Origin of the sequence: Flavisericum labens, assembly GCF_045446075.1 — a bacterium.
Taxonomy (GTDB): Bacteria; Bacteroidota; Bacteroidia; order Flavobacteriales; family Flavobacteriaceae; genus Flavisericum; species Flavisericum labens.
The window spans coordinates 172,294-189,458 of sequence record NZ_JBJJBQ010000003.1; the positions used below are offsets into that span (position 1 = coordinate 172,294).

18 protein-coding genes are annotated in these 17,165 nt (G+C 36.8%); 4 read left to right on the forward strand and 14 right to left on the reverse strand.

What is annotated here, in order from left to right; genetic code table 11:
* The first annotated feature begins 3 nt into the window (after nt 1-3).
* The 4 genes from mutL to ACIEHO_RS07270 are packed head-to-tail and all read left to right on the forward strand — an operon-like array spanning nt 4 to nt 4,498.
* Nucleotides 4-1,860, forward strand: a complete 1,857-nt coding sequence (mutL, locus tag ACIEHO_RS07255; protein WP_406970160.1) for a DNA mismatch repair endonuclease MutL — start codon at nt 4-6, stop codon at nt 1,858-1,860.
* Nucleotides 1,861-1,863: 3 nt separating this feature from the next.
* A complete protein-coding gene (locus ACIEHO_RS07260; protein WP_406970162.1) occupies nt 1,864-2,619 on the forward strand; it encodes a rhomboid family intramembrane serine protease in 756 nt (251 codons plus the stop codon).
* Nucleotides 2,620-3,468: a rhomboid family intramembrane serine protease gene (locus ACIEHO_RS07265; protein WP_406970164.1), complete on the forward strand. Its 849-nt coding sequence runs from the start codon at nt 2,620-2,622 to the stop codon at nt 3,466-3,468.
* 4 nt (nt 3,469-3,472) lie between these two features.
* Nucleotides 3,473-4,498 carry an endonuclease/exonuclease/phosphatase family protein gene (locus ACIEHO_RS07270; protein WP_406970166.1) on the forward strand — a complete coding sequence of 342 codons (1,026 nt, stop codon included), beginning with the start codon at nt 3,473-3,475 and terminating at the stop codon, nt 4,496-4,498.
* 10 nt (nt 4,499-4,508) lie between these two features.
* On the opposite strand, the gene ACIEHO_RS07275 is transcribed toward ACIEHO_RS07270, so the two are convergent.
* The 14 genes from ACIEHO_RS07275 to ACIEHO_RS07340 form a co-directional block, all read right to left on the reverse strand.
* The gene (locus tag ACIEHO_RS07275; protein ID WP_406970168.1) at nt 4,509-4,817 is read right to left on the reverse strand and encodes a DUF6122 family protein; all 309 of its coding nucleotides are present in this window, start codon (nt 4,815-4,817) and stop codon (nt 4,509-4,511) included.
* Nucleotides 4,817-5,440, reverse strand: coding sequence for a WbqC family protein (locus ACIEHO_RS07280; protein WP_406970170.1), 624 nt, complete (start codon nt 5,438-5,440; stop codon nt 4,817-4,819). The genes ACIEHO_RS07275 and ACIEHO_RS07280 overlap by 1 nt, the downstream gene beginning before the upstream one ends.
* A gap of 82 nt (nt 5,441-5,522) precedes the next feature.
* A complete protein-coding gene (gene lepB, locus ACIEHO_RS07285) occupies nt 5,523-7,097 on the reverse strand; it encodes a signal peptidase I (protein WP_406970172.1) in 1,575 nt (524 codons plus the stop codon).
* 65 nt (nt 7,098-7,162) lie between these two features.
* Nucleotides 7,163-7,867, reverse strand: a complete 705-nt coding sequence (dapB, locus tag ACIEHO_RS07290) for a 4-hydroxy-tetrahydrodipicolinate reductase (RefSeq protein WP_406970174.1) — start codon at nt 7,865-7,867, stop codon at nt 7,163-7,165.
* Nucleotides 7,868-7,898: 31 nt separating this feature from the next.
* On the reverse strand, nt 7,899-8,516 hold the full coding sequence (locus ACIEHO_RS07295) for a DUF5683 domain-containing protein (RefSeq protein ID WP_406970542.1): 618 nt from the start codon (nt 8,514-8,516) through the stop codon (nt 7,899-7,901).
* The gene (locus ACIEHO_RS07300) at nt 8,506-9,420 is read right to left on the reverse strand and encodes a ParB/RepB/Spo0J family partition protein (protein WP_406970176.1); all 915 of its coding nucleotides are present in this window, start codon (nt 9,418-9,420) and stop codon (nt 8,506-8,508) included. The genes ACIEHO_RS07295 and ACIEHO_RS07300 overlap by 11 nt, the downstream gene beginning before the upstream one ends.
* Nucleotides 9,421-9,423: 3 nt before the next feature.
* Nucleotides 9,424-10,188 carry a ParA family protein gene (locus tag ACIEHO_RS07305; RefSeq protein ID WP_406970178.1) on the reverse strand — a complete coding sequence of 255 codons (765 nt, stop codon included), beginning with the start codon at nt 10,186-10,188 and terminating at the stop codon, nt 9,424-9,426.
* Between the two features lie 107 nt (nt 10,189-10,295).
* Entirely contained in the window at nt 10,296-12,413 is a 2,118-nt protein-coding gene (gene scpA / locus ACIEHO_RS07310; RefSeq protein ID WP_406970180.1) for a methylmalonyl-CoA mutase, read from the reverse strand.
* Nucleotides 12,414-12,449: 36 nt separating this feature from the next.
* Nucleotides 12,450-13,094, reverse strand: a complete 645-nt coding sequence (locus ACIEHO_RS07315; RefSeq protein WP_406970182.1) for a hypothetical protein — start codon at nt 13,092-13,094, stop codon at nt 12,450-12,452.
* Nucleotide 13,095: 1 nt separating this feature from the next.
* Entirely contained in the window at nt 13,096-14,451 is a 1,356-nt protein-coding gene (locus ACIEHO_RS07320; protein ID WP_406970184.1) for a methylmalonyl-CoA mutase subunit beta, read from the reverse strand.
* Nucleotides 14,444-14,767, reverse strand: coding sequence for an FtsB family cell division protein (locus tag ACIEHO_RS07325; RefSeq protein WP_406970186.1), 324 nt, complete (start codon nt 14,765-14,767; stop codon nt 14,444-14,446). The genes ACIEHO_RS07320 and ACIEHO_RS07325 overlap by 8 nt, the downstream gene beginning before the upstream one ends.
* Before the next feature lie 2 nt (nt 14,768-14,769).
* Nucleotides 14,770-15,375 (reverse strand): uridine kinase, encoded by a 606-nt coding sequence (gene udk, locus ACIEHO_RS07330; protein WP_406970188.1) that lies wholly within the window; start codon nt 15,373-15,375, stop codon nt 14,770-14,772.
* Between the two features lie 221 nt (nt 15,376-15,596).
* Nucleotides 15,597-16,013 (reverse strand): c-type cytochrome, encoded by a 417-nt coding sequence (locus tag ACIEHO_RS07335; RefSeq protein ID WP_406970190.1) that lies wholly within the window; start codon nt 16,011-16,013, stop codon nt 15,597-15,599.
* A gap of 10 nt (nt 16,014-16,023) precedes the next feature.
* A complete protein-coding gene (locus tag ACIEHO_RS07340) occupies nt 16,024-17,148 on the reverse strand; it encodes a PQQ-dependent sugar dehydrogenase (RefSeq protein WP_406970192.1) in 1,125 nt (374 codons plus the stop codon).
* Nucleotides 17,149-17,165 lie beyond the last annotated feature (17 nt).

Consider the following 17,165-nt stretch of genomic DNA (forward strand, 5'->3'; position numbering starts at 1 on the left):
TTTATGGCAGACATCATTCAGCTTTTACCTGACCATGTTGCGAACCAAATCGCTGCTGGAGAAGTTGTACAACGTCCGGCTTCCGTAGTTAAAGAGCTTTTAGAAAATGCCATTGATGCTGGTGCCGACACAATAAAACTTATAATAAAGGACGCTGGAAAAACGCTCGTTCAGGTTATTGATAACGGCAAGGGCATGAGCCATACTGATGCAAGGTTGAGTTTTGAACGTCATGCTACCTCAAAAATTAGAAATGCAGAAGATTTGTTTCAGTTACATACTAAAGGTTTTCGCGGGGAGGCTTTAGCTAGTATTGCAGCCATTGCCCATGTAGAATTAAAAACCAAACAGGCCGAGGACGATGTGGGAAATTGTTTGGTGATTGAAGGAAGTAATGTTGCGTCGCAAGAGGTGGTGGTCACGCCAACCGGAACATCGGTTTCTGTAAAGAACCTGTTTTTTAATATTCCAGCCCGTCGAAATTTTTTAAAATCAGACGCCGTTGAACTAAGGCACGTTACCGATGAGTTTCATCGTGTGGCTTTGGCTCATCCCAATATCGCATTTGCCATGTACAATAATGGCAGTGAGACTTTTAATTTGCCGGTGAGCAATTTTAGGCAGCGCATTGTTAATATCTTCGGAAATAAAACCAATGAAAAACTGGTGCCCGTTGAAGAAGATACCGAGGTGTTGAAAATTTCAGGCTTCGTAGGTAAACCTGAATTTGCCAAAAAAACACGAGGGGAACAGTATTTTTTTGTCAATAACCGATTCATAAAAAGCGCTTATTTAAATCATGCCATTGGATCTGCCTTTGAGGGTTTACTGAAAAGTGGAACACACTCCAGTTACTTTTTAAATCTAGAAGTTAATCCGCAAACAATAGACATAAACATCCACCCCACAAAAACCGAAATTAAGTTTGATGACGAACATACGCTTTACGCCTTGTTGCGTTCGGCTGTTAAACATAGCTTAGGACAGTTTAATATCGCTCCGGTTCTCGATTTTGATCGCGACCCCAATCTAGATACACCATACAGTTATAAAAGCAATAAAGCTGAAACTCCAAAAATTGAGGTTGATAAAAGCTTCAACCCTTTTAAAAATGAAACGAAATTTTCAGGCTCTGGGAAGCAGTCCGAATCATTTAAGCCAACACCAAATAATTGGGATAGTCTGTATGTGGGCTTAGAATCAAAAGAAAATGAAGCACAAAACGATTTTAGCGAAGTGCATTTTGAGAGTGAGGAGCATACTGCCAGTATGTTTGAAGGTGAAAACGAAGTCAGTTCAGCAAACACTACCTATCAGCTTCATAATAAATATATTGTAAGCACCATAAAATCGGGAATGTTGGTAATCGACCAGCACCGTGCGCATCAACGTATTTTGTACGAAGAATTTCTTCAAAACATAACCATTAAAGAAGCTATAAGTCAACAGCTTCTGTTTCCGTTGCAATTACACTTTTCATCCCAAGACATTCTTATTGTAAAGCAGCTTAAAGAAGATTTAGAGTATACCGGATTTGTATTTTCAAGTGTTGAAGACAATCAAATTGAAATAACAGGTGTGCCCGTTGGTGTTCCAGAAAGTGAAGTGTCTATCATTTTAGAGCAACTTATAAGTGATGTTGAGAATGAAGTGCCCGAGAGTAATTTTAGTGCCACCGATTTGCTGGCAAAATCTATGGCTAAAAGCCTGGCCATTAAAGCCGGGCAGTCATTAAAAAAAGATGAACAGGAACATTTGGTAAACCAGCTTTTTGCTTGCAAAGAACCTAATGTGTCTCCTACAAACCGAACCGCTTTTGTTACCATGAGCGTTGACGAATTGGATAAAAAATTTATATAAACTATGATGCGAATTTCAGAAACCGTTAAGCACTTAATCATTATAAATGTGATTATGTTTGTTGGAACAATTGCCATTGGTGATGGGTTACTGTTTAATAAATGGTTTTCTTTGTTTTTTCCACAAAATGATTGGTTTAAACCTTGGCAAATCTTAACACACATGTTTATGCATGGTGGTTTAATGCATTTGTTTTTTAATATGTTTGGACTTTGGATGTTTGGTACGCCAGTTGAACAGGTGCTTGGACGTAAGCGTTTTTTGTTTATTTATTTTTCAGCAGGACTCGGTGCAGTATTGCTACAGTTAGGGTACAATTTTTTTGTTTTTTATGATTTGACATCACCTTTGATTGAAAAAGGATATTCTCTTACAGACATTATTTCTGCAATGAACAGTAGCGGCTTAAATGAGGATTTGGTAAAATCAATCATTGGTAATGAAAATTTTAATAATCTTGAGGATACTTTTTATACTAGAATGGTTGGGGCATCTGGTTGTTTGATGGGTATTCTTGCCGCCTTTGGTATGATGAATCCCAATGCTGAATTGATGCTGATATTTTTACCTATTCCTATAAAAGCTAAATATTTTATTCCTGGTCTTATACTTTTGGATTTGATATCAGGTATTAGAGGTCAATCAATTTTTGGCTTTGGTAATATTGCCCATTTCGCCCACGTCGGTGGAGCATTAACGGGCTTCATCATTATGTGGTACTGGAAAAGAAATCAGTTTAATCAAAACCGTTGGTATTAAATGAGTTCGCTCTCTCAAGACATAAAATATAAACTTTCTAGACTTAATGTACTAGAAAAAATTATCGTTATAAACATAGTGGTTTTTGTATTGGGTTTGTTGTTAAAACCTTATATGATTTGGTTTAAGTTGCCCAGTGATTTTGGCGATTTTATATTAAAACCCTGGAGTATTATCACTTATGCTTTTTTGCATTTTGACCTCTGGCATCTGTTGTTCAATATGCTTTGGCTGTACTTTTTAGGACGAATGTTTTTAAACTTGTTCAGCCCGAAAATGGCATTGAATGTTTATTTTTTAGGAGCGATATGTGGAGGATTCATATTTATGTTAGGTTATACCATTTTGCCCAGTTTTTTTGGCGGGTATTCTAATTTGGTAGGAGCTTCGGCAGCTGTGCGGGCATTATTGATTTTTCTATGCGCCTATATGCCCAATCAAGAAATCCGTTTTTTCACCTTTAATTTAAAATTGTGGTACGTTGGGGCAGCCATTGTGGTTATAGATGTTTTGGGATTGTTCGGAGCTAATTCTGGTGGAAATTTGGCACATTTAGGCGGTGCTATACTGGGGTATTTTTATGCAAAACAATTATTTAAAGGTAATGATATCGGTAAAGGTTTTGAGCGCGTTATGGATACAGTGGCGGGTTGGTTTAAGCCATCCAAAAAAGGGCCGTTAAAGACCGTGCATAAGAACAAGGGTAAAATGGGCGGGTATACTAAAACAGATTTTAAGGAGTTTAATAATCAGAAGAAAATTGATGTTATTCTTGATAAAATTAGTAAAAGTGGCTACGATAGTTTAACTGCCGAAGAAAAGGAATTTTTGTTTAGATCAGGTAAGTAGTACCATGAAAAACTTAGGCTTAATAAACAAAATTATTTATTTAACAAATGTGGTTGCTGCGGTTCTACTTTTGTTGTCTTTTGTTTTTCCTTTTTTACCGCCCAAAACGTTTGCTGTTTTAGCCGTTGTGAACTTGGGGGTGTCGTTTTTAATAATTCTTAATGTGCTGTTCTTTTTCTATTGGTTGGTCAAGGTTAAAAAACATTTGACCTTATCACTGGTAGTACTCGTTATTGGTTATTTTTCTTTTGGGTCACTCTACAAGTTTTCATCTTCGAAAAAAATTGAAAATGCAAATAATATAAAGGTTATGAACTACAATGTTCGGTTGTTTAACCTTTACGAGTGGATACCTGAAAAAGGTGTTGAAACAAAAATAAAAGATTTTATAAAGGAAGAGGCACCAGATATTTTATGCCTTCAAGAATACCATCCACATAAAAATATAGATTTATCGTTCTTCAGTTATAAGTTCGAAAAGTTATCTGGAAAAAAGGCTAAATACGGACAAGCCATTTTTTCAGAATACCCAATAATTAATTCTGGCTCTATTGAATTTCCCAATACGGCTAACAATGCTATTTATGCCGATGTTGTAAAAGGCGTTGATACCATACGGGTTTATAATATTCATTTGGAATCATTGCGAATAAATACCAAACCTGAAAGTTTGCAAAAAGAAGATTCTGAGCGACTTTTAAAGCGCGTTAGTAATTCCTTTAGAATGCAGCAATTTCAAACGGAGCTGTTTTTAGAGCATAAAAAACAATGTCACTATAAAATGATTGTATGTGGTGATTTTAATAATACCGCTTTTTCATATGTATATCAAAAAATAAAAGGTGATTTAAACGATACTTTCAAAGAAGCTGGAAATGGTTTTGGACGGACCTACGATTTTAAATTTTTCCCAGTAAGAATTGATTTTATCCTTTCGGATGAGGCTTTTGAGGTTAATGGTTTTAAGACTTATGATCAACATTATTCTGACCATTACCCGATTATGACTACGTTGTGTTTGGGTGAATAAAACTAACCTTTTACATAAAAGAACAGTCCACACTATCTGCTATGATATGGATAGCCAACCCCAATCCAATTAAACGCGTTTTCTTTGGAACCAATAAAGCTAAATAAACAATCATGGCGTAATAGGTGTGCAGCGGATGAAAATGGATACTACAGCGATTGGGGTCAAAAATGGGATTGGCCAACAAGTGGTCTAAATCAATTAGTATCCCAGCGAACATAATTAAAAATGCTATTTTCCATTGTGATTTAAACCAAATTAAAGCCACAACCAAAGGAAGCAAAATATGACATCCGTAATGTGCAAATGTTTGAAGCATCAGGGAAGGTTTAGGTTTTGGGATTCTAAGTAATTCAGTGCGTTAGGGCCTTCATTAAAAAGTAAATCCAAAATACTGAGGTTAGAGATAAAACCATGCTTATTGCTGAACACTTGTGTGTAGGTCTCGAAGTTCTGAGGCACTTCTTTTTTGGCATGGACTAAAAACCGGCAATCTGTTTGGTAATCTGTTTTCTTTTGAAAAGTTTTGGTTTTTGATGTGTTTAAATCCAGTTGCAAACAATCGCCAATAGTTTCAAAACATTTTAGATTAAAATCTAAGATAAACTCTACTTTTTCAGTGAATAAAGGGTGAAGTTCGTCTTCATAAAATTCAAAAAAAGGTGATGTTCTGTAGGCTGAAAGTAATGATTTCCAATGCTGACTTTGCCAGTTTTCTTCATTAAAAATCTTTACGTCGCGATACTTTTGCCTGTTTTTTTGCGAATGCACTACCGGAATATTCAAAGCTAATTTGCCATTAGCTCCATAAACGTAAGCACGGTTACGGTAGGTTTGCTTCACAAAATTATCCTCCATTTCAAGAACAACTTCCGAAGCATTTACCATAGCCACAAATTGGGCGATGTTTGGAAAGTATGTGGGATGGATTAAAATGTTCATATACTTGTCATTCCTGCGAAGGCAGGAATCCAACTTAGTTAATTTAGTTTGATAGATTCCTGCCTTCGCAGGAATGACAAAATTAATTGTTTGCCTTCTTATGTTTCCTCCATTTGCTAAAACCTATCCATCCGAATAGTAATACTAAAAACGGAATGAAATATGAGGTAGCCTTGCCTTCTCCGCTAACGGTAGTGAAGAAGCGCTCCCAACGCGGACTAGCACCATCCCAACTCATCCAAATAAATACGGGTTTTCCAACAACGTGGTCAAATGGTACAAAACCCCATGCACGAGCATCTATAGAATTATGGCGGTTATCACCCATCATCCAATAGTAATTTTGTTTAAATGTATATTGATTGGTAGTTTCACCGTTTATTAATATTTGGTTGCCTTTTACTTGTAATGTGTTACCCTCGTACTCGGTAATAACACGTTTGTAAAGCGGTAAGTTTTTTAGGTTTATGTTAATGGTTTTTCCTTCTTCAGGGATATACAGTGGACCAAACTGATCGACATTCCAATTGTAATCTGGGTGATGCGGAAATATATTGGGGTCGCGAACACCTTTCTCTTTAATGTTAGGGGTTATACTAACAACATTGGGATGATTTTTGAATTTGGCCAAAGCTTCATTTGAAATCGCTGAAAAATAATATGTATTTTGGTTATTGATAATTCCGAAGCCATCAGTGATATCATAACGTTCTTTTACAAAATTAGGATTAAACCGATTGGTTTTTGGTTGCACGTAGTAACTAAACTGTAAATGTGCCCTGTCGGGTAATTCGTTTTTCTCGCCATTGATAAAAACAAAGCCATCACGTACTTCTAAAGTATCCCCAGCAATACCAACGCAACGTTTTACCAGATTGGTTTTTTTGTCGATGGGTTTGTAGTAGTTTCGGTCTGGATGAAAATCATTCATGTCCAGAAGGGTATCGGCTGGTTGGTTGAAAACTACAATGTCGTTACGTTCTATATCTTCAAATCCCGGAATTCTTAAATAGGGGAGTTGTAATTTGTTTTTCCATGAATTACTGCCTTTATGGTCGTCAAACAAATACGACTTTGTGCCCAATTTAGGAATGGTGTCGTGTACCATAGGAGCAGCAACCGTAGTCATTGGAACTCTTGCGCCATAATGGAATTTACTAACAAAAAGGAAATCACCAACTAAAAGTGATTTTTCTAATGAAGACGACGGAATGGTAAACGGTTGAATAAAATACGTGTGAACAATGGTTGCAGCTACGATAGCAAAAAGTATGGAACTTGTCCATTCACCAGAACCCGATTTAGGTTGTAAACTACGGTCTTCAATGTATTTTACATCGGCTGCATAATTTAAATAGTAATTGTAAAAACCTAAAGTGATGACTGCCAAAAAGGTGTCTAGAGTGGTATTTTTGCCAAAACTTCTGGCGGTCTCTACCCAAATTACAGGAAACATGATGAGGTTGACGATGGGCAAAAATAACAGAATGGTCCACCACCAAGGCCTGTTGATAATTTTCATTAAAACAGCTGCATTGTAAATTGGAGCAAAAGCTTCCCAGGCTTGTCGGCCAGCCTTAACGTACAATTTCCATGTGCCTAGCCCATGAATAACCTGAATGATTAAAATGAAAATAAACCACTGTGTCCACGTCATAATCTTAAAATTTTATTGTTTGTTTGTAGTAACACAAGTCTTTTTTGTTACACGTTTTTTATGTGTTAACCAATATTTAACACATCGTTCATGGTGAAAACACCTGTTTTTCCAGAAATCCATTCGGCAGCAATTACTGCACCCAAAGCGAACCCTTGTCTATTGTGGGCCTCGTGTTCAATAGTAATGGTATCTACCTCACTTTTATAAGTTACGGTGTGGGTTCCCGGAACATCTACAATACGTTTAGCAACAATAGGGATGGTGTTGTCAGCACTTTCGTCCAGTTTCCAATTTTTGTAGCTGCCGTGATTTTCAATAATGTCGTTCGCTAAAGAAATTGCTGTTCCACTGGGTGCATCTAATTTTTGGGTATGATGGATTTCTTCCATTGAAATGTTATACTGCTCTAAGGCGCTCATCATTTTGGCCAAGGTTTTGTTAAGCTCGAAAAAGATGTTAACACCTAAGCTGTAGTTTGATGCATAGATAAATGCACCATTTTTTTCTTTACATAAGGCTACGGCGTCGTCATATTTGTCTAACCAACCGGTAGTTCCAGAAATTACAGGAATACCATGGTTTAAACAGTTAGAGATGTTGTTGAAAGCCACATTCGGGATGCTGAAATCTATCGCTACATCGGCTTTTGTGATGTCGTAGTCGGTGTCATCTTTATCAATAGTTAAAACGACATCGTGCCCACGTTTTATGGCAATTTGCTCAATGGTTTTTCCCATTTTCCCGTATCCAAGTAATGCTATTTTCATCTTTATTTTTTTGTTTTTTTATCAGCCTAATCTAAAATTTAAAGTTTAGGGTTAGTCCCAAATTACTAGAGGCATCCATTTCGTTAAATTTATAATGCGGTGCCAAAGATAAGTTTTCGTCTACATTATATTGCATTAAATGGGCATCAACATTGGCGTCGATAATATTTAGTGCGTATAGACCAAATGTAACCAATAACGAAATTTCTTTGTTTCGCCTGTAAAATTTTTGAGCATCTTCAAGCCTGTTAGTGCTGATTCTTGGTGTTGTTAATTTGTTGCCGTTGCCATCAAAATAAAACTCGTCGGTTTCAAAACCAGCCAATCGACTTTTATAAGCATCACGGTATCGGTTATATTCTTTGTTGTTGTTAATGTAGAAATATACACCAGTACCAATAGCTCCGTAAACAATAGGGATTTTCCAGTACTTTTTATTGTAAGCTTGCCCTAAACCGGGTAAAATAGCCGATAGAAATGCTGCTTTGGCCGGAGCAAGCGGGTTGATGCGCTCTCGTACTTTTGAAATAGAATCGGTAGCTATAACGGGGTCGGGGAGTGTTTCCTTTACAGGGTCTTTATCTTGGGCTAAAAGCGACATACTGCACAAAAACGTGAATGCAGCAACCCATAACAATTTATTTGGAATCACCTTTAACTAATTTTTTAATACGATTAAAATCTTCTTCTGAATGAAAAGGTATGGTTATTTTCCCTTTCCCGTTTTTAGAGACTTTAACGTCAATTTTGTGCCCAAAGTATTCAGAAAATGCCGTAATACCTTTTTTAACAAATTTTGGAATATCGTCTTTTTCTGGCTTTTTGGAAGGAATTTCATTGCCTTCTGAACCATTGAAGGTCCTAATCAAATTTTCAGTTTCCCTAACCGAAAGTTTGTTAGAAAGTATTTTTTCGTAGATATCAAGTTGAGCAGATTGGTCTTCTACCGCTATTAAAGCACGGCCATGCCCCATAGAAATAAAACCATCACGCATGCCAGTTTGTATAATTGGGTCTAACTTTAACAAACGTAAATAATTGGTTATTGTAGAACGCTTTTTACCTACACGTTCACTCATTTGTTCCTGTGTTAGGTTAATCTCGTCTATTAATCGTTGGTACGACAATGCGATTTCAATAGGGTCTAAATCTTGGCGTTGGATGTTTTCAACCAAGGCCATTTCCAACGATTCTTGGTCGTTGGCAATTCTAACATAGGCTGGAATGGTTTCCAATCCTAATAATTTTGAAGCTCGAAAACGACGTTCACCAGAAACCAATTGGTATTTGTTCAATCCAACTTTTCTAACGGTTATAGGTTGGATGATGCCCAATTCCTTAACCGAAGAGGCCAACTCACGAAGTGATTCTTCACTGAAATTAGTTCGTGGCTGAAAGGGGTTAACTTCAATAAAATCTAAATCTAGCTCAACTATATTCCCAATGACTTTGTCGGCATTGGTATCTTGTGCCGATTGTATATCGTTGTTCGGGTCTTTTAATAGCGCCGACAAACCTCTACCCAAAGCCTGTTTTTTAGTTGCCTTAGCCATAATTTAGGAGTTTTTATTGATAATTTCTTTTGCCAAACTTAAGTAATTGTCGGCACCTCTACTACTGGCATCGTAATTTATAATACTTTCGCCGTAGCTGGGTGCTTCGCTTAAACGCACATTACGCTGAATAATGGTTTGGAAAACCATATCGTTGAAATGTTTTTGAACCTCTTCCACAACTTGGTTTGATAGTCGTAAACGCGAATCATACATGGTAAGAAGTAAGCCTTCAATATCCAATTCAGCATTATGTATTTTTTGAACACTTTTTATGGTATTTAATAATTTACCCAAGCCTTCAAGCGCAAAATATTCACATTGAATAGGAATAATAACGGCATCTGATGCCGTAAGGGCATTAAGCGTTAATAAACCTAATGATGGAGCACAATCTATCAGAATGTAGTCGTAATCATCTTTAATAGGTTTTAGTGCTTTTTTTAGCATATACTCACGTTCATCCTTATCAACCAATTCTATCTCAATAGCGACTAAATCGATATGGGCCGGAATAATGTCAAGATTTGGCGTTTCTGTCTTTACGATAGCATCTTTGGCTATATTGGAATGTTCTAAAAGCTGATAGGTTCCAATTTCAACAGATTCTACGTCAATGCCAATTCCAGAGGTTGCATTTGCTTGAGGGTCGGCATCTATTAGTAACACTTTTTTCTCAAGAACGCCAAGTGACGCTGCTAAATTTACCGAAGTAGTAGTTTTGCCTACACCACCTTTTTGATTGGCAATAGCAATGATTTTACCCATTAATTAATTAGGTTTGATGAAGCGCAAAAATACGATTATTTATTAGGAATAAAAACCCAACTAGTTAATATAATCGATAAGATAAAAAACATCAATTAAGTAGGGCTTTAATCGATTAAAATCTTTAAAACTTTAGTGGCGGCATCACTAATTTTTGTTCCTGGGCCAAAAACAGCTACGGTACCGGCATCAAACAAAAATTGATAATCTTGTTTTGGTATAACACCACCAACAATAACTAAAATATCGTCTCTACCATAGTTTTTTAATTCTTCAATAACTTGAGGAACGAGCGTTTTATGCCCAGCGGCTTGGGAAGATATGCCTAAAATATGGACATCGTTTTCTACGGCTTGTTTGGCGACTTCTTTGGGTGTTTGAAACAACGGGCCTATATCAACGTCAAACCCTACGTCAGCATAGCCAGTGGCAACTACTTTTGCACCACGGTCATGCCCATCTTGTCCCAATTTTGCAATCATAATGCGCGGACGCCTGCCATCCTGTTCTGCAAAAATATCGGCTAGTTCTTGCGCTTTTTTAAAGCTTTCGTTGTTTTTTATTTCTTTACTGTACACACCTGAAAATGATTTTATTTGTGCTCTGTACCTGCCAAAAACAAGTTCTAGAGCACTGCTTATTTCGCCTAAAGTGGCACGTTGGCGAGCTGCTTCAACAGCTAAAGCTAATAAATTTTCTTTACCATTTTGGGCTGCTGCCGTTAATTTTTCAAGAGTAATTTTTGCGTTTTCGGCATTTCTAGAGGCTTTAATTTTTTTTAGACTTTCAATCTGTTGGTTTCTCACGGTTTGGTTGTCGACCTCAAGCGTAGAAATGGAGGCTTCTTCATGGAGTTGATATTTATTAACCCCAACAATAATATCTTTTCCAGAATCAATTCGAGCTTGTTTTTTAGCGGCGGCTTCTTCAATTCTAAGTTTTGGTATGCCAGCTTCGATAGCTTTTGTCATACCACCAAGTTCCTCAATCTCTTCAATAAGTTCCCAGGCTTTTTGGGCGATATCGTGCGTTAGCTTTTCAACATAGTAGCTGCCCGCCCAGGGGTCGACAGTTTTCGTTATTTTGGTTTCTTCCTGTAAAAATATTTGAGTGTTTCTAGCTATTCTTGCTGAAAAATCGGTTGGTAATGCCATGGCTTCGTCCAGAGCGTTTGTATGCAAACTCTGGGTGCCACCAAATGCAGCAGCGGCAGCTTCAATAGTGGTGCGTGCTACATTATTGAATGGGTCTTGTTCGGTTAAGCTCCAACCACTAGTTTGACAGTGCGTGCGCAAAGACAAGGATTTTTCATTTTTAGGGTTGAATTGTTTTACCAATTTAGCCCATAACATCCTTCCAGCCCTCATTTTGGCGATTTCCATAAAATGATTCATCCCAATACCCCAAAAAAAAGATAGCCGTGGAGCGAAAGTGTCAATATCCATTCCGGCCTCAATGCCTTTTCTAATGTATTCAAGACCATCTGCGAGGGTATATGCCAACTCAATATCACACGTTGCACCGGCCTCTTGCATGTGATAACCAGAAATACTGATACTATTGAATTTGGGCATGTTTCTACTCGTATATTCAAAAATATCCGATATGATTTTCATAGAAGGCGCAGGCGGGTAAATATAAGTGTTGCGCACCATGAATTCCTTTAAAATATCGTTTTGAATGGTACCGGCTAATTGTTCTGGTTTTACGCCTTGTTCTTCGGCGGCAACAATGTAAAATGCCATGATTGGTAAAACAGCACCATTCATGGTCATAGATACGCTCATTTTTTCCAATGGGATTTGATTGAATAGTACCTTCATGTCTTCAACCGAATCGATAGCCACACCTGCTTTGCCTACGTCGCCAACAACACGATCGTGGTCGCTATCATAACCGCGATGTGTAGGTAAATCAAAAGCCACCGAAAGTCCTTTTTGGCCTGCAGCCAAGTTACGCCTGTAAAACGCATTGCTTTCTTCTGCTGTTGAAAACCCAGCATATTGCCTAATGGTCCATGACTTTTTAACGTACATGGTGCTATATGGCCCACGAAGGTATGGCGCAATACCTGCGGCAAAGTTTAAATGGTATACATCTTCAATATCTCCTTTGGAATACACAGATTTTACCTCAATACCTTCAGCAGTTTGAAAGTTTGTTTTCTCTGGTTCTGTGCTTCTTGCTTCAGATTTTAATTCGATATGTTGAAGATTTTTTCTCAAATTTTAGTTGTTGTTTGAAGTATGGGCGTCTAAGGGTTATGGCTTAGGTGTTTTATTAAAATCAACTTTTTCTTCTTCAGCAGGTTTATCGAAATTCACTTTCGAGAAATCAAAATCAAACATCTTGGCATAAAATAAATCTAAGGCAATGTAAAGTGCCAAATATTTGTCGTTCATGGCCGAATTATATTTAGTAATTAATGGTGCACCAAATAATTTTGGGCTCATGGTTTTTGTTGATAAAAGAGCGTCTAATGTAGTTTTTAAAGCTTGGTCTTTAATGTTATTTGAAATACACCCCATGGTTTTGCCGTCATAGTTTAAATGGCTTTTGTTGTTGTTAGCATCCCAAAGGGCGGTTTCGTTTTTTAGGGCTTCAAATACTTCGTAAGTATGTTTGGAGACGATTTGGTCAAACTTTAATTGCGAATTAACCGATGTTCTTATGGTTTGTATATAAGATCTAGCTAAAGTTGTATTTTGGTTGCCTTTGCCGTAAAAATTTAAAATGTCGTTTTCAAATGAATAAACGGCTTCGTTGTACAATTTTGAGTTCACGCCTTCGCATGATATAACAGCAGGTTTGTCGGCATATTTATAATTGGTAAATGTTTTGTCTTTTTTACAGCCAACTAAAGTGAATAGTGATAAAAATAAAATAAGTGGAAGTTTTGTGTTCATTTTAATCTTCATTTTTTAATCTTTTTTGTTCTAAATTTTCAGTTAATCGTTTTTCTAATATTGGTTCAATAAGTGTTTTTCTAAGATTCGTCTTTAAAAAAGGATAAAGCTCAAGTTCGCCTTTCATTTGATCGTTAGGATTCACGTATTTATTGGTTCCTACTAAAATTTCTTCTTCATTATTGAATTGTTCTAGCTCTTTTGAGGCGCTTTCCTTTATTTTCCGTTGGATGGTGCCATTTTTTAACTGTTTTAAGAAACCGCCTTGATCTTCAATTTCTTTAAAAAGATTCAGTGCTTTTTCGGCAAGTTGACTCGTTAAACTTTCAACGTAATATGACCCATCGGAAGGGTTGTTAACCGTATCAAAATAGCTTTCGTGCTTTAAAATAAGCAATTGGTTTCTCGAAATGCGCTCTCCAAATTTGTTGGTTTTATGGTAAATACCGTCATAGGGTAAATTACAGATAGTGTTTGCCCCACCAAGCACAGCACTCATACATTCGGTTGTGGTGCGTAACATGTTGGTATTGTAATCGTAAAGGGTTTTGTTACGCTTTGAAGGCGAGACAAAAATATGGCAGTTGGGATTTGTGTTGTATTCTGCAGCAAGAGTTTCCCAAAGGAGACGTAAAGCTCTTAATTTCGCAATCTCGAAAAAATAATTGGTACCAACGGAAACATTAAAAGTTGCTTTTATGTTCTCGACGGAACTTTTGTTTTGGTTTTCAAAATGGTTTAAATATTCATTGGCATGGGCCAATCCGTAAGCTAACTGCTGAACCATGTTGGCTCCGGTATTTTGGTAAAGTGCCATGTCGACGGAAAACGATTTTGTGGTTTTTACAATGTTCCCGAATTCTTGAAAATCATGGTTTAAGTTTTTGAAGAAGTTGCCTGTTTTGGTCAAATTACCGATAATGTCGGTATGGATTTTTGCTTTCTCTGGAAGTTTTTTGATAAAGGCTTCCGATAGAAAAAGCGGTTTAAAATGAATTTGAATATGGTTTAAGTCGATGTTTTTAATAACATTTTTTACAGAAATATCTTCAGAAGGGATTATAAATAGAATACTTTCAGCACCGCCTTCAATAGAATGAATGGCGTTTAAATTCGATTTTTCAACATCGGCAACATAAATAGACTGACAGATGTTCCATTTTGAGGCTTTAGTGTTAGAAATTTCAGGAAGCGCAACAAAATCATCTGCATGGTAGAATGGCTTAACATCAATGCCCTCATTCGATTTCCAAATGAGCGTGTCGTTGTAGTTGGCTCCTTGTAAATCGTACTGTATTTTTTGCTTCCACTGTTTGGCAGAAACTTTGTTAAACTCGCTAAATAGCGATTTACTCATTATCCTCGGTTTTTAAACTGTCTTCGTATTCTATGATATAAATTTCTTCGTTGTCGCGTTTCATGTAGTATTCTTCGCGAGCAAATTTTTCTAAGCCATCTTCCGTGCTTAATTTTTCTAAGTCGGCTTTATCTTTTTCTATTTCCTTTTTATAATACTCTTTTTCATTTTCCAAGTCTTCAATTTCGGTGTTGAGTTCATGATGAATTAGCCATGAATTGGCATCAAAAAAGAACATCCAAACAGCAAACAATACTAAAATAAGCAGAAAAATATTTTTAAACGGTTTTAAATATTTATTGTTTTTAAGGCTCATGATTATAGCTTTTGGGTGATTATAGTTCTAACAATATCAATAGCCACGTTGTTGTATTTATTGTTAGGTATAATGATATCGGCATATTCTTTCATAGGTTCAATAAATTCATCGTGCATAGGTTTTAGCGTAGTTTGGTAACGAGTTAGAACTTCGTCTAAATCTCTGCCACGTTCCGAAATATCACGTTTTAAACGTCTAATTAAACGTTCGTCGCTATCGGCATGCACAAATATTTTAATGTCGAACATATCTCTCAATTCAGGATTGGTAAGAATTAAAATGCCTTCAACAATCATCACTTTCCTGGGATGGGTTAAAATAGTGTCGTAAGTTCTGTTGTGCTTAACAAACGAATATACGGGTTGGTTTATAGGGTTGTTTTTTTTTAGCTCCTTTAAATGAGACGCCAACAGGTCGAAATCTATTGATTTTGGGTGGTCAAAATTAATTTTCACCCGCTCGTCATAACTTAAATGCGTGGTGTCTTTATAATAGGAATCTTGCGAAAGAATACCAACTTCACCTTCTTTAAGTTCGTTAAGTATTTGATTGACCACCGTGGTTTTGCCACAGCCCGTGCCACCTGCAATTCCAATAATGAGCATGATTTTTGCTTTTTACAAAGTTAGTTAAATGAACTCATATTGACTTTTTCTATTTCCTAAAAAATGGCTTAAATTTACCCAGATTTCTTTTCTTTTCTTAACCGTAGCCATGCTATGCCTTTCAAAAAGAGCCTCATCTGGAAAAATTTAATCTCATTTTCGGTAAAACATAAAAAGTCAATATGAGTTCAATGAAAAAATCATAACGATTGAAACCTGATTTATTTTTTGATTTTAGCAACTTCCTCCTCAGTAACCATTTTTTCGTTTTTATTGCCCCAACTATTGGTGATGTAATTCATAACGTCAGCTACTTCGTCATTACCTAAGCCCATGGGAGCCATAAAGCCGTTATACTTTTGGCCGTTTACCACAATTTCGCCTTTCTGCCCAAATTTAATGCCTTTAATACTGGCAGTTCGGTTGTTCATTAAATAGTCTGATTTTGCTAAAGGCGGATAGGTTTTTCTAACACCTTCTCCTGAAGGAAGGTGGCAACTCACGCAAAAATCTTGATAAATATCACTTCCGCGCTCCATACTTTCTTCTAAAGGGGTGGTTTGCCAATATGCATTTTTTTCATCCTCAACTTTAGATATAAATGATAAAATTGCAAAACAGATAATAATGATTTTCATTTTGTAGGTTTTATTTTTTAGGAATTATTTTAAAAATGCCTTGGCCTTCAACGCCTATGTAAATATAACCATCTGGTGCTTGAACAACGTTTCTCAGCCTTCCAATGCCTTCAAATAGTTTTTCGCGTTTTGTTACTTTGTTGTTTTCTATTACCAAACGCTCTAAATATTCAAACTTTAAAGCACCCACAAGCGCGTTGCCTTTCCATTCAGGGTATTTTTCAGAAGATACAATGGTCATTCCGCTAGGAGCGATAGATGGCACCCAATAAAACAAAGGTTGTTCCATGCCTTCTTTTTCGGTAATTTCAGTAAAGGTTGTGCCACTGTAATTAATACCATATGAAATTACTGGCCAGCCATAGTTTTTTCCTTTTTCAACAATATTGATTTCGTCTCCACCTCTGGGCCCATGTTCGTTTACCCAAATTTGTCCCGTAAATGGATTTTTTACCATGCCTTGAGGATTGCGGTGCCCATAGCTAAAAATGGCCTTTTTAGCACCTTGGGTGTTAACATAGGGATTGTCATTGGGAATGCTTCCGTCGTCATTCAATCTGTATATTTTGCCGCAATCTCGCATTATATCCTGAGGGTTTACATCTCTGTTTCCACGATCTCCAACTGAAAAGTAGAGGTAGCCATCATTGTCAAATGCTATGCGCGACCCCCAATGTTGTCCTTTTTTAGAGTTAGGTACTGCTTTATAAAGTAGCTGCTTTTCAATTAATTTGTTGTCCTTTAATTTGGCACGCATAATAGCAGTGTTGCCGCCGTCACCTTCGCCTTTAGCTGAACCAAAGGTGATGTAAATCCATCCGTTATTTTCGTAATCTGGATGGGTTTTTATATCCATTAGGCCACCTTGTCCGCGTACATAAACATCTGGAGCACCTTCAATATTTGTTTTGTTTCCGTCTTTAAAGAGGATGATTTCACCTGTTTTTTCGGTAATGAGCATGCTTCCGTCAGGTAAAAACGTCATGCCCCACGGAATCATCAAATCCGGAACAATCAATTGGGTGGTGTACTCTAAATTTTGTGGTTCCTCTGCTTTAACGCTTGACTCTTTCTGTTGCCCACAGGCCGAAATCGCTATAAGTATTAATACAAAAAGGGAATTTAAATTCTTCATGTTCATCTTGTTTGTTT